The organism is Burkholderia sp. Se-20378, from assembly GCF_017104665.1.
GTDB lineage: Bacteria > Pseudomonadota > Gammaproteobacteria > Burkholderiales > Burkholderiaceae > Burkholderia > Burkholderia lata.
Genome location: NZ_JAAGPG010000254.1, coordinates 1 through 11,975 on the forward strand (window position 1 = coordinate 1; position 11,975 = coordinate 11,975).

Below are 11,975 nucleotides of genomic sequence, written 5' to 3' on the forward strand. Positions count from 1 at the left end.
TCGCCGGCTGCGCGAGCACGCCGCCGTCGGCCAGCGCGCCGACCGGTGCGGCGCTGCAGACCGCCGCAACGCACGCTCACCATGGCCGCTTCGCGGTGCAGTACGACGACCGTCTCGGCAAGCAGCAGAACGTGTACGGCAACTTCGACTGGCAGGAGCACGGCGACGACGTGTCGCTCGAGCTGCGCAGCCCGCTCGGCCAGACGCTCGCGGTCGTGAAGTCGACGCCGCAGGCGGCATCGCTCGAATTGCCGAACCGTCCGACGCAATATGCGCCGGACGTCGGCGACCTGATGCAGAAAACGCTCGGCTTCGAACTGCCGCTCGCGGGCCTGCGCTACTGGCTGCTACCGGCAGCCGCGCCCGCCACGCCCGCGGAGACGGTGCGCGATCCGGCCGACGGTACGCGCGTCAAGCAGATCCGCCAGGACGGCTGGACGATCGACTACCTTGCCTACGCGGATGCCCCGGCCACGGGCGTCAAACGCGTCAACCTCGTGCGCGCGACACCGCCGCTCGACATCAAGCTCGTGCTCGATCAGTGAGCACCCGCCTAGCCCAGACCTACGCATGACCGATTCGACCCGCTCGCTGCGCAATTGCCTTGCGCCCGCGAAACTCAACCTGTTCCTGCACATCACCGGCCGCCGTCCGAACGGCTATCACGATCTGCAGAGCGTGTTCCAGTTGCTGAACTGGGGCGACACGCTGCACTTCACGCTGCGCGACGACGGTCGCGTCGCACGCGTCACCGACGTGCCCGGCGTGCCCGAGGAAAGCGATCTTGTCGTGCGCGCGGCCAACCTGCTGAAAGCGCATACGGGCACCGCGCACGGTGTCGACATCGAGATCGACAAGTGCCTGCCGATGGGAGCCGGCCTCGGCGGCGGCAGCTCCGACGCGGCCACGACGCTGCTCGCGCTGAACCGCCTGTGGCAACTCGACCTGCCGCGCGCCGAACTCCAGTCGCTCGCGGTAAAACTCGGCGCGGACGTCCCGTTTTTTATTTTTGGAAAAAATGCGTTCGCAGAGGGTATCGGAGAAGAATTAGCTGAGGTACAATTGCCGACTCGCTGGTTCTTGGTTGTAACGCCCCGCGTTCACGTCCCAACCGCTGAAATATTTTCAGATGAGTTGTTGACAAGAGATTCGAAGCGCGTCACAATTACGGACTTTCTTGCACAGCAAAACAGCGACGCGGGATGGCCAGATAGTTTCGGTCGGAACGATATGCAGCAAGTTGTGACAAGTAAGTACGCGGAAGTTGCGCAGGTGGTCAAATGGTTGTATGATGTGACCCCCGCGAGGATGACCGGCTCCGGAGCAAGCGTGTTTGCAGCGTTTCATAGCAAGCATGAGGCAGAAGCGGCGCAAGCCAAGCTGCCCACCGGTTGGAACGGTGCAGTTGCCGAGAGCCTGAACGAGCATCCGCTCTTCGCTTTCGCGTCATGAAGTTTTACTTTGCCGAACGGCCTACACAAGTTCGGTGAAGTTATCAGTTAAGTGTAGGGGAGTCGCCAAGTTGGTCAAGGCACCGGATTTTGATTCCGGCATGCGAGGGTTCGAGTCCTTCCTCCCCTGCCAAAAATTTTTCCCGCATTTCCCGCCCAAGCCTGAAGCAGGTGCACGATGAGCAGCCACAGCCATGATGGCCTGATGGTCTTTACTGGCAACGCGAATCCCGCGCTCGCCCAGGAAGTCGTCAATATCCTTGGAATTCCCCTCGGCAAAGCAATGGTCAGCCGTTTCTCCGACGGCGAGATCCAGGTCGAGATCCAGGAAAACGTGCGCGGCAAGGACGTCTTCGTCCTGCAATCCACGTGCGCGCCGACGAACGACAACCTGATGGAACTGATGATCATGGTCGATGCGCTGAAGCGCGCATCCGCTGGCCGGATCACTGCTGCCATCCCCTACTTCGGCTACGCCCGTCAGGATCGCCGCCCGCGTTCGGCGCGTGTCGCGATCTCGGCGAAGGTCGTCGCGAACATGCTGGAAATCGCCGGCGTCGAGCGGATCATCACGATGGATCTGCACGCCGACCAGATTCAGGGCTTCTTCGACATCCCGGTCGACAACATCTACGCAACGCCGATCCTGCTGGGTGACCTGCGCAAGCAGAACTACTCGGATCTGCTCGTCGTGTCGCCGGACGTCGGCGGCGTGGTGCGTGCCCGGGCACTCGCGAAACAGCTCAACTGCGATCTCGCGATCATCGACAAGCGTCGCCCGAAGGCGAACGTCTCCGAAGTGATGAACATCATCGGTGAAGTCGAAGGCCGCACCTGCGTGATCATGGACGACATGGTCGATACGGCAGGCACGCTCTGCAAGGCCGCGCAAGTGCTGAAGGAACGCGGCGCAAAGCAGGTCTTCGCGTACGCAACGCACCCGGTGCTGTCGGGTGGCGCTGGTGATCGTATCGCCGCATCGGCGCTCGACGAACTGGTCGTCACCGATACGATCCCGCTGTCCGCCGAATCGCTCGGCTGCTCGAAGATCCGTGCGTTGACGAGCGCGAGCCTGCTGGCCGAAACGTTCTCGCGGATCCGCCGCGGCGACTCGGTGATGTCGCTGTTCGCGGAATCCTGATCGCGAATCGACTGAACAAAGCATGCGCAGAAAGCGAAGCGGCAACGCTTCGCTTTTTGCACAATCGGACGGGATAGACGAAACCCCGACCGTTTCATCGGGGGCCGCAGTCTGACGGCCCCGTTTTACTGCCTGGTCGCGGGCAGCTATTGGAGAATCACATGAAAGTCGTCGCTTTCGAGCGCCAAGAGCAAGGTACGGGTGCGAGCCGCCGCCTGCGCAACGCTGGTAAGACCACGGGTATCGTTTACGGTGGCGAAGCAGCCCCGCAAAAGATCGAACTCGATCACAACGCCCTGTGGCACGCCCTGAAGAAGGAAGCTTTCCACTCGTCGATCCTCGACCTCGAAGTGGCTGGCCAGTCGCAACAGGTTCTGCTGCGCGACGTGCAATACCACCCGTTCAAGCAACTGGTGCTGCACGTGGACTTCCAACGCGTTGACGCGAAGAAGAAGCTGCACACGAAGGCTCCGCTGCACTTCCTGAACGCGGAAATCAGCCCGGCCGTGAAGCTGTCGAGCGCGATCGTTTCGCACGTCGCGACGGAAATCGAAATCGAGTGCCTGCCGGCTGACCTGCCGGAGTTCCTCGAAGTCGACCTGTCGAAGATCGAAGCGGGTCAATCGCTGCACGCGAAGGACATCACGCTGCCGAAGGGCGTCGTGCTGGTCGCGCACGTCGACGCGGAAAACCCGGTTGTCGCATCGGCGACGGTCCCGGCCGGTGCCGTGTCGGACGCAGCAGAAGGCGAAACGCCGGCTGCCTAAGCGGGCTGCCCACGCGCCCCATCGATCCGTTTCACGAAACGGTCGACGCAACCCGCCGCGGCTTGCCCGGCGGGTTTTTCTTTTTCTGCGCCCAGGCGGCCGTTGCCGCCTTCGAAACGTCATGATCAAACTGATCGTCGGCCTCGGCAATCCCGGGGCGGAATACACCGCGACGCGCCACAACGCCGGCTTCTGGCTGATCGACCAGCTCGCCCGCGAAGCCGGCGCGACGCTGCGCGACGAGCGCCGCTTCCATGGCTTCTACGCGAAAGCGCGCCTGCACGGCGAGGAAGTCCACCTGCTCGAGCCGCAAACCTACATGAACCGCTCCGGCCAGTCGGTCGTCGCGCTCGCGCAATTCTTCAAGATCCTGCCCGACCAGATCCTCGTCGCGCACGACGAGCTCGACCTGCCGCCCGGCACCGTGAAGCTGAAGCTCGGCGGCGGCAGCGGCGGCCACAACGGCCTGAAGGACATCACCGCGCACCTGTCGTCTCAGCAGTACTGGCGGCTGCGGATCGGCATCGGCCATCCGCGCGACCTGATTCCGGAAAGCGCGCGCGCCGGCGCGAAGCCCGACGTCGCGAACTTCGTGCTGAAGCCGCCGCGCCGCGAGGAACAGGACGTGATCGATGCGTCGATCGAACGCGCGCTCGCCGTGATGCCGATGGTCGTCAAGGGCGAACTCGACCGCGCGACGATGCAGCTGCATCGCAACTGACCGCATCGCACCGCTCCGGTGCATCGAGCCGTCCGGCGCCGCCGGGCGGCCCCGCCCGCCCCTCCCTGCTCGCACATGCGGTAATCTGGTCGCTTTGCCCGACAGGAGCCAAGCGGTGAGCCGTTACTGGAGCGACATCGTTCAGCAACTCGTGCCTTACGTGCCGGGCGAGCAGCCCGCGCTCGCACACCCCGTCAAGCTGAACACCAACGAGAATCCCTATCCGCCGTCGCCCCGCGTGGTCGCGGCGATCGCACGCGAACTCGGCGAGACCGGCGACACGCTGCGCCGCTATCCCGACCCGGTTGCGCGCGCGCTGCGCGAGACGGTCGCGGCCCATCACCGCATCAAGCCCGAGCAGGTGTTCGTCGGCAACGGCTCCGACGAGGTGCTCGCGCACACGTTCCAGGCGCTGCTCAAGCACGACCGGCCGCTGCGCTTCCCCGACATCACCTACAGCTTCTATCCGACCTATGCGCGCCTGTACGGCGTCCAGACGTCGATCGTCCCGCTCGCGGAAGACTTCTCGATCCGCGTCGACGACTATCTCGACGATGCCGGCGGCGTGCTGTTCCCGAACCCGAACGCGCCGACCGGGCGCGCACTGCCGCTCACGGACGTCGAGCGGATCGTGGCCGCGAATCCGTCGTCGGTCGTCGTGATCGACGAAGCCTATGTCGACTTCGGCGCGCAGTCCGCGATTACGCTGATCGACCGCTACCCGAACCTGCTCGTCGTGCACACGACGTCGAAGGCGCGCTCGCTGGCGGGCATGCGCGTCGGCTTCGCGTTCGGCGATGCGGCGCTGATCGACGCACTGAACCGCGTGAAGGACAGCTTCAACTCGTACCCGCTCGATCGGCTCGCACAGGTCGCCGCGCAGGCCGCGTACGAAGACACCGATTATTTCAACGCAACCTGCCGGCGCGTGATCGACAGCCGGACGCGTCTCACGCACGCACTCGACGCGCTCGGCTTCGACATCGTGCCGTCAGCCGCGAATTTCGTGTTCGCGCGCCATCCCGCACACGACGCGGGTGCGATTGCGGCAAAGCTGAAGGAACGGGAAATTTTCGTGCGGCACTTCCGGCTGCCGCAGATTGACCAGCATCTGCGCATCACCATCGGCACGGACGCCGAATGCGATGCGCTCGTCGCGGCGTTGCGCGAGCTGCTGTGAAATGAAGGAACCGGCGCCAGGCGGCGCCGATCCGGATGCGTGACGGGTGCGCCCGAGCTCTCGAGCGCGCGCGTCACCGCGGGGTCACGACGCGTCGTCGCCCTTCGCGGCGGTCAACGCGTGATACTTCTCCATCAATTGCGCGTGCGATTCGTCATGCTGCGGATCGCGCGGAATGCATTCGACCGGACACACCTGCTGGCACTGCGGTTCGTCGAAATGGCCGACGCACTCGGTGCACTTGTTCGGGTCGATCACGTAGATGTCCGGGCCCATCGAAATCGCGCCGTTCGGGCACTCGGGCTCGCACACGTCGCAATTGATGCACTCGTCGGTAATCATCAAAGACATACTGATCTCACTTCTTCAGGCCAGCGGCCGGCTTCGCAACGAAACCGGCCGGCGCCGCATTACGCGGCAGGGCCTCCCATCGCAGCGACTTTCTCGGTCAGCCACTTCTCGACGGACGGGAACACGAACTTGCTGACATCGCCGCCCAACTGCGCGATTTCGCGCACGATCGTCCCCGAGATGAACTGGTACTGATCGGACGGCGTCATGAACATCGTCTCGACGTCGGGCAGCAGGTAGCGATTCATCCCCGCCATCTGGAACTCATATTCGAAATCGGACACGGCGCGCAGGCCGCGCACGATCACGCGCGCATTGTTGGTGCGGACGAAATCCTTCAGGAGGCCGGTGAAACTCATCACCTTCACATTCGGATAATGGCCGAGCACCTCGTTCGCAATCGTCAGACGTTCTTCCAGCGAGAAGAACGGCTTTTTCGCGCGGCTGTCGGCAACACCGACCACCAGCGTATCAAAAATGCTCGACGCACGCCGCACGAGGTCTTCGTGCCCGCGCGTCAGCGGATCGAACGTACCGGGATACACGGCGACTACCATGTCGCTCCTCCTGTCATCACGCAAACGGGATGGCAGCCGTGCGATGCGCACGCCGCTGCCGAGATGGGCATGCGTCGCCTTTGCGGCGCGCCGCCTCGTATGGAACGCGCATTATTCATCATTTTCGCGCCGCAGCAAATGATAGTGAACCGCACCGGCCTTGCCGTGCTTCACGACCTCCCAGCCGGCAAGCGCTTCGTGCGCGGCCGGATCGAGCTCCGCCCCCGTCTCGACGTACAGCGCGCCGCCCGCCGCGACGAGCGGCGCCGCCAGCGCAATCGCGCGCTCGAGGACGGCCAGCTCGTCGAACGGCGGATCGAGAAACACGACGTCGAACGCGCCCGGCGTGAGCCCGGCCGCGAGCCGCAACGCGTCCGCTTCCGCGACCTCGACCGCACGCGCGCCGAGCTTGTCCTTGATCGCACGCAGCTGCTGCGCGGCGCGCGGATGGCGCTCGACCATCACGACGCTCGCCGCGCCGCGCGACGCGGCCTCGAAACCGAGCGCGCCGGTGCCTGCGAACAGGTCGAGGCAGCGCCGGCCTTCGAGATCCTGGCCGAGCCAGTTGAACAGCGTCTCGCGCACGCGATCGGGCGTCGGCCGCAGGCCGTCGAGATCGAGCACCGCGAGCGGCGTGCGTTTCCAGTCACCGCCGATGATGCGGATCGTGTGCGGCTTGCCGCGGCCAGAAGGGGCCGCCGGGCGGCCGGGAGAGGAACGGGACATACGGAATATCGACGACGGAGGGACCGGGCGCGCGCGGGGGCGCACCGCTAAACAGGCGCACGTTACCACAGCGGCGGCGCACACTGACGCGAGCGCCCCGCCGCACTGATAAAATGCACGGTTTCGGCCGCCGTGCGTCGCGCCCGCGCGAACGCAGAACGGCCCGTCCGGTGCCCCGCCGCTGGCGGCGGCCCGCCCTCTTCCCGACGTCAGACCATGTTCAGCTTCTTCAAACGATTCAAGAAAACGCAGGAGCCCGATCCGGCGGAATCGCAATCGGCCGACGCGCAGCAAACGGACGAACCGTCCGATGCGCCCGCGTTCGAGGCCCCGCCTGCGGCCGACGTGCCGCAAGCGCCCGCACAACCGGTCGCGCAACCGGCCGCACCGGCCGTCGTGATGACGGTCACGCCGACCAACGACGGCCGCGACGAAGTCGTCGAGACGGTCGAAATCGTCCCGCCGCCGCTGCAGGACGCCACCGCGAAGAAATCGTGGCTCGCGCGCCTGAAAACGGGGCTCGCCAAGACGGGCTCGAGCATCACCGGCGTGTTCGTCAACACGAAGATCGACGAGGATCTGTACGAGGAGCTCGAAACCGCGCTGCTGATGTCCGACGCGGGCGTCGACGCGACCGAGTACCTGCTCGGCGCGCTGCGCGAAAAGGTGCGCACGGGCCGCCTGACCGACCCGCAGCAGGTGAAATCCGCGCTGCACGACCTGCTCGTCGAGTTGCTGACGCCGCTCGAAAAATCGCTGATGCTCGGCCGCGCGCAGCCGCTCGTGATGATGATCACCGGCGTGAACGGTGCGGGCAAGACGACCAGCATCGGCAAGCTCGCGAAGCATCTGCAGAGCTTCGACCAGTCGGTGCTGCTGGCCGCGGGCGACACGTTCCGCGCAGCCGCGCGCGAACAGCTGGCGGTCTGGGGCGAGCGCAACAACGTGACGGTCGTGCAGCAGGAAAGCGGCGATCCGGCCGCGGTGATCTTCGACGCGGTCAGCGCCGCGCGCGCGCGCAAGATCGACGTGATGATGGCCGACACGGCCGGCCGCCTGCCGACGCAGCTCCACCTGATGGAAGAGCTGAAGAAGGTGAAGCGCGTGATCTCGAAGGCGCATGACGGTGCGCCGCACGAAGTGCTGCTGGTGATCGACGCGAACACCGGCCAGAACGCGCTCACGCAGGTCAAGGCATTCGACGACGCGCTCGGCCTCACCGGCCTCATCGTCACGAAGCTCGACGGCACCGCGAAGGGCGGGATTCTCGCCGCGATCGCGCGGCAGCGCCCGGTGCCGGTCTACTTCATCGGCGTCGGCGAGAAGGTCGAGGATCTGCAGCCGTTCAGCGCGGTCGAATTCGCGGACGCGCTGCTCGGCTGAACACCGCCGGCCCGCATCGCACAGGGCGCCTTCGGGCGCCTTTTTTCATGCGCGCCCGGTCGTGCATGCCGGGCGCACCGCGCTCATTCGGCGTCGGGCTGCGCGCCGGGCTCGGCGGCCTTGAACGCATCGAGCGTCGACGCATGGTCGACGATCCGCTGGATCGTCGGATAGCGCGTCGTGTCGATCGAGAAGCGGTTCGCATTGAACACCTGCGGCACGAGGCACACGTCGGCGAGCGTCGGCGTGTCGCCAAAGCACAGCTTGCCGGTGCGCGGATCGCTTGCGAGACGCGTCTCGAGCGTGTCGAAGCCCGCCTCGATCCAGTGCCGGTACCACGCGTTCTTCGCCTCCTCGGGCACCTTCAGCGTGTGCTTCAGGTACTTCAGCACGCGCAGGTTGTTGAGCGGGTGGATTTCGCACGCGATCTGCAGCGCAACTGCGCGCACATACGCGCGATCGACCGGCTGCTTCGGCAGCAGCGCCGGTTCCGGATGGGTTTCCTCGAGATATTCGATGATCGCGAGCGACTGCTGCAGCGTCGCGTCGTCGTCGATCAGCGTCGGCACGACCGCATCCGGATTCAGCGCGCGATACGCATCCTTCAGTTGCTCGCCGCCGTCGCGCAGCATGTGCACGGGGACATAGTCGAACGGCAGCTGCTTCAGGTTCAGGGCGATCCGCACGCGGTACGACGCGGAACTGCGGAAATAGCTGTAAAGCTTCATGGGATGTCTCTCGTAGTCGTATTCGGCCGGCGACGGCACGGGCGCAGCGCAGCCGGCGCGCGCACCGCCGGGAACCAGAGTGTAGCGCGCCGCGCGGCGCGGCCTCGCTTGCGACGGCCGCACCCGTGCGATACTCGGGGCATTCCTCACCGCTCACAGCGCGGCCCGATGCCGGCCGCCCGCCCCACGCCCCGATGACCGCTTCCCACGATCCCGCCGCCGTTCCGTTCCCGTGCGCCCGCTTCATCAAGGAAATCGGCCGCGGCCCGCACGGCGCACGCGCGCTGTCCGCCGAGGACACGTTCGAGCTCTATCGCGCGATGCTCGACGCGCGCGTGTCGGACGTCGAACTCGGCGCGATCCTGATCGCGTATCGGCTGAAGGGCGAATCCGCCGACGAGCTGGCCGCGATGCTCGCCGCCGCGCAGGCGTCGTTCGAGCCGGTGCACGTGCAGGACGCCGCGTTCCGCCCCGTGTCGATCCCGAGCTACAACGGCGCGCGCAAGCAGCCGAACCTCGTGCCGCTGCTCGCGCTGCTGCTCGCGCGCGAAGGCGTGCCGGTGCTCGTGCATGGCGTCGAGCGGGATCCGGGCCGCGTGACGAGCGCCGAAATCTTCTCGGCGCTGTCGCTCGCGCCGTCGACGTCGCACGATGCGATCGAGGACACGCTCGCCGAGCGCCGCGTCGCGTTCGCGTCGATCGAGGTGCTGGCGCCGCGCATTGCCCACCTGCTGTCGATGCGCAGCGTGCTCGGCGTGCGCAACTCGACGCACACGCTCGTGAAGATCCTGCAGCCGTTCGCGCCGGCCGGCCTGCGGCTCGTCAACTACACGCACCCGCCGTATCGCGACAGCCTGGCGCAATTGTTCCGCGACCATCCGGACGCCGCGCTCGGCGGCGCGCTGCTGGCACGCGGCACCGAGGGCGAAGCCGTTGCCGACACGCGGCGCCAGGTGCAGGTCGACTGGCTGCACGACGGCGTGTGCGACACGCTGATCGAGGCCGAACGCTCGTCGACCGATGCGCCGGCCGTCGCGCTGCCGGAATCGCGCGACGCGGCCACGACGGCCGCGTGGACCGACGCCGTATTGCGCGGCGCGGTGCCGGTGCCCGACACGGTCGCCCGGCAGGTCGCGACGATCGTGCAGATCGCCCGCATCGCACGCTGACGGCACGCTCGCGAACCGGCCCCGCTTGCAGGGCATTTGACACGCGAGCGCATCCTGGCATAGAGTTGCCCTCATGCGTTCCTTTCCGAACACCCTCCGAATTACCTCCGGCCGCCTAGCGCGGCCGCTATCGCTACGACTAGCCTAAGGCTTTCGTAGCGCCGTGTGCTGTCCGCACGGTCCCTCCCAGCAGTTCCTCGCAGTACCCCTCTCGTAGTTTTTACAACCCGAAGTCGTCAGCATTCGTCCGTCTATCCGTCGGCCGATTCGCGAAGATCATCCGCATCCGCAGCGCGTTCACGTGCCGCGGAGCGAGGCAGCGCCAACCGTCGCCCATGCCGCCCGTCTTCGCTCGCGACTTGAGACCCGAGGTCCAGAAGATGCAGCGCAATCCGCAAGACAAGTACCGTCCGTTCGAGCCCGTCCGCCTCAATGGCCGCAAATGGCCGTCGCGCACCATCGAGCGCGCGCCCGTCTGGATGAGCACCGACCTGCGCGACGGCAACCAGTCGCTGATCGAGCCGATGAGCATCGAGCAGAAGCTCGAATTCTTCGAGATGCTGGTCGCGATCGGGTTCAAGGAGATCGAAGTCGGTTTTCCGTCGGCGTCGCAAACCGACTTCGATTTCGTGCGCAAGCTGATCGACGACAAGCGGATTCCCGACGACGTGACGATCGAAGTGCTCGTGCAGGCGCGCGAAGACCTGATCGCCCGCACGTTCGACGCGCTCGAAGGCGTGCCGCGCGCGATCGTGCACCTGTACAACGCGGTGTGCCCGTCGTTCCGCCGCATCGTGTTCGGGATGTCGAAGGCCGACGTGAAGGCGCTCGCGATCGACGGCACGCGCATCATCAAGGAACACTGCGCCGCGCGCCCCGACACGCAGTGGACCTTCCAGTACTCGCCGGAAACCTTCAGCATGACCGAGCTGACGTTCGCGCGCGAAATCTGCGACGCGGTCGCTCAGACCTGGCGCCCGACCCGCGATCACAAGATGATCGTCAACCTGCCGGCCACCGTCGAAGCCGCGGGCCCGAACGTGTTCGCCGACCAGATCGAGTGGATGGACCGCAACCTCGCGTATCGCGACAGCATCGTGCTGTCCGTGCATCCGCACAACGATCGCGGCACCGCGGTCGCGGCAGCCGAACTCGCGCTGCTCGCGGGCGCCGACCGCATCGAAGGCTGCCTGTTCGGCAATGGCGAACGCACCGGCAACGTCGATCTCGTCACGCTCGCGCTGAATCTCTACACGCAGGGCATCGATCCGGGCCTCGATTTCTCCGACATCGACGCCGTGCGCCGCGTCGTCGAACGCTGCAACCAGATTCCGGTACATCCGCGCCATCCGTACGCGGGCGACCTCGTGTTCACCGCGTTTTCGGGCTCGCACCAGGACGCGATTCGCAAGGGCTTCGCGCAGCAGCGCCCCGACGCGGCCTGGGAAGTGCCGTACCTGCCGATCGACCCGGCCGACCTCGGCCGCAGCTATGACGCGGTGATCCGCGTGAACAGCCAGTCCGGCAAGGGCGGTGCGACATTCCTGCTCGAACGCGGGATGGGCTTCACGCCGACGCGCCGCGTGCAGATCGAATTCAGCCATGCGGTGCAGTCGCTCGCGGACACGTCCGGCGAGGAAGTGACGGGTGACGCGATCTGCACGTTGTTCGCGCGCGAATTCTTCGATACCGACGGGCCGGCCGCGCGCCACGGCAACGGCGCGCGCTGGCAGAACCGCGAGATCGCGGCAGCGCCCGCGGCGGACACGACGCCTGATGAGGCCGTGCGACGTTTCGCCGC

Annotated in this window: 13 protein-coding genes and 1 tRNA gene; 10 read left to right on the forward strand and 4 right to left on the reverse strand. The window is 66.1% G+C overall.

Translation table 11 applies throughout. The annotated features are described in order from the left end of the window. The 7 genes from lolB to hisC all read left to right on the forward strand — a co-directional run. On the forward strand, positions 1 to 545 hold a 545-nt coding region (gene lolB, locus G3N93_RS23625), incomplete at its 5' end, for a lipoprotein insertase outer membrane protein LolB (protein WP_206134082.1). A gap of 25 nt (positions 546 to 570) precedes the next feature. After that, on the forward strand, positions 571 to 1,452 hold the full coding sequence (ispE, locus tag G3N93_RS23630; protein ID WP_206134083.1) for a 4-(cytidine 5'-diphospho)-2-C-methyl-D-erythritol kinase: 882 nt from the start codon (positions 571 to 573) through the stop codon (positions 1,450 to 1,452). A gap of 55 nt (positions 1,453 to 1,507) precedes the next feature. Further along, positions 1,508 to 1,584, forward strand: a tRNA-Gln gene (locus tag G3N93_RS23635). Positions 1,585 to 1,629: 45 nt separating this feature from the next. Further along, positions 1,630 to 2,592 (forward strand): ribose-phosphate pyrophosphokinase, encoded by a 963-nt coding sequence (locus G3N93_RS23640; protein WP_011353235.1) that lies wholly within the window; start codon positions 1,630 to 1,632, stop codon positions 2,590 to 2,592. 161 nt (positions 2,593 to 2,753) lie between these two features. Then, positions 2,754 to 3,359 (forward strand): 50S ribosomal protein L25/general stress protein Ctc, encoded by a 606-nt coding sequence (locus tag G3N93_RS23645; protein WP_011353236.1) that lies wholly within the window; start codon positions 2,754 to 2,756, stop codon positions 3,357 to 3,359. A gap of 121 nt (positions 3,360 to 3,480) precedes the next feature. Beyond that, positions 3,481 to 4,080, forward strand: a complete 600-nt coding sequence (pth, locus tag G3N93_RS23650; RefSeq protein ID WP_021163050.1) for an aminoacyl-tRNA hydrolase — start codon at positions 3,481 to 3,483, stop codon at positions 4,078 to 4,080. 115 nt (positions 4,081 to 4,195) lie between these two features. Beyond that, positions 4,196 to 5,260, forward strand: a complete 1,065-nt coding sequence (gene hisC, locus G3N93_RS23655) for a histidinol-phosphate transaminase (RefSeq protein ID WP_206134084.1) — start codon at positions 4,196 to 4,198, stop codon at positions 5,258 to 5,260. Between the two features lie 84 nt (positions 5,261 to 5,344). Here hisC and G3N93_RS23660 read toward each other — a convergent pair whose 3' ends face one another. The 3 genes from G3N93_RS23660 to rsmD form a co-directional block, all read right to left on the reverse strand. Then, a complete protein-coding gene (locus G3N93_RS23660; protein WP_043187288.1) occupies positions 5,345 to 5,611 on the reverse strand; it encodes a YfhL family 4Fe-4S dicluster ferredoxin in 267 nt (88 codons plus the stop codon). 59 nt (positions 5,612 to 5,670) lie between these two features. After that, entirely contained in the window at positions 5,671 to 6,168 is a 498-nt protein-coding gene (gene coaD / locus G3N93_RS23665; protein WP_031403077.1) for a pantetheine-phosphate adenylyltransferase, read from the reverse strand. Positions 6,169 to 6,279: 111 nt separating this feature from the next. After that, positions 6,280 to 6,894: a 16S rRNA (guanine(966)-N(2))-methyltransferase RsmD gene (rsmD, locus tag G3N93_RS23670; protein ID WP_206134085.1), complete on the reverse strand. Its 615-nt coding sequence runs from the start codon at positions 6,892 to 6,894 to the stop codon at positions 6,280 to 6,282. A 216-nt stretch (positions 6,895 to 7,110) separates the two neighbouring features. Here rsmD and ftsY point away from each other — a divergent pair, with 216 nt between their 5' ends. Next, a complete protein-coding gene (gene ftsY, locus G3N93_RS23675) occupies positions 7,111 to 8,277 on the forward strand; it encodes a signal recognition particle-docking protein FtsY (RefSeq protein ID WP_174945079.1) in 1,167 nt (388 codons plus the stop codon). Between the two features lie 83 nt (positions 8,278 to 8,360). Here the strand turns inward: ftsY and maiA are convergent, their stop codons facing one another. After that, positions 8,361 to 9,005 (reverse strand): maleylacetoacetate isomerase, encoded by a 645-nt coding sequence (gene maiA, locus G3N93_RS23680; RefSeq protein ID WP_174945081.1) that lies wholly within the window; start codon positions 9,003 to 9,005, stop codon positions 8,361 to 8,363. A gap of 194 nt (positions 9,006 to 9,199) precedes the next feature. On the opposite strand from maiA, the gene ybiB reads away from it, so the two are divergent. After that, the gene (ybiB, locus tag G3N93_RS23685) at positions 9,200 to 10,174 is read left to right on the forward strand and encodes a DNA-binding protein YbiB (RefSeq protein ID WP_206134086.1); all 975 of its coding nucleotides are present in this window, start codon (positions 9,200 to 9,202) and stop codon (positions 10,172 to 10,174) included. A 380-nt stretch (positions 10,175 to 10,554) separates the two neighbouring features. After that, on the forward strand, positions 10,555 to 11,975 hold a 1,421-nt coding region (gene leuA / locus G3N93_RS23690), incomplete at its 3' end, for a 2-isopropylmalate synthase (RefSeq protein ID WP_206134087.1).

Coding starts and splice junctions, on each gene's coding strand:
- G3N93_RS23645 (WP_011353236.1), top strand. CDS start 2,754: ATGAAAGTCGTCGCTTTCGAGCGCCAAGAGCAAGGTACGGGTGCGAGC.
- rsmD (WP_206134085.1), bottom strand. CDS start 6,894: ATGTCCCGTTCCTCTCCCGGCCGCCCGGCGGCCCCTTCTGGCCGCGGC.
- ftsY (WP_174945079.1), top strand. CDS start 7,111: ATGTTCAGCTTCTTCAAACGATTCAAGAAAACGCAGGAGCCCGATCCG.
- ispE (WP_206134083.1), top strand. CDS start 571: ATGACCGATTCGACCCGCTCGCTGCGCAATTGCCTTGCGCCCGCGAAA.
- G3N93_RS23660 (WP_043187288.1), bottom strand. CDS start 5,611: ATGTCTTTGATGATTACCGACGAGTGCATCAATTGCGACGTGTGCGAG.
- coaD (WP_031403077.1), bottom strand. CDS start 6,168: ATGGTAGTCGCCGTGTATCCCGGTACGTTCGATCCGCTGACGCGCGGG.
- pth (WP_021163050.1), top strand. CDS start 3,481: ATGATCAAACTGATCGTCGGCCTCGGCAATCCCGGGGCGGAATACACC.
- G3N93_RS23640 (WP_011353235.1), top strand. CDS start 1,630: ATGAGCAGCCACAGCCATGATGGCCTGATGGTCTTTACTGGCAACGCG.
- maiA (WP_174945081.1), bottom strand. CDS start 9,005: ATGAAGCTTTACAGCTATTTCCGCAGTTCCGCGTCGTACCGCGTGCGG.
- ybiB (WP_206134086.1), top strand. CDS start 9,200: ATGACCGCTTCCCACGATCCCGCCGCCGTTCCGTTCCCGTGCGCCCGC.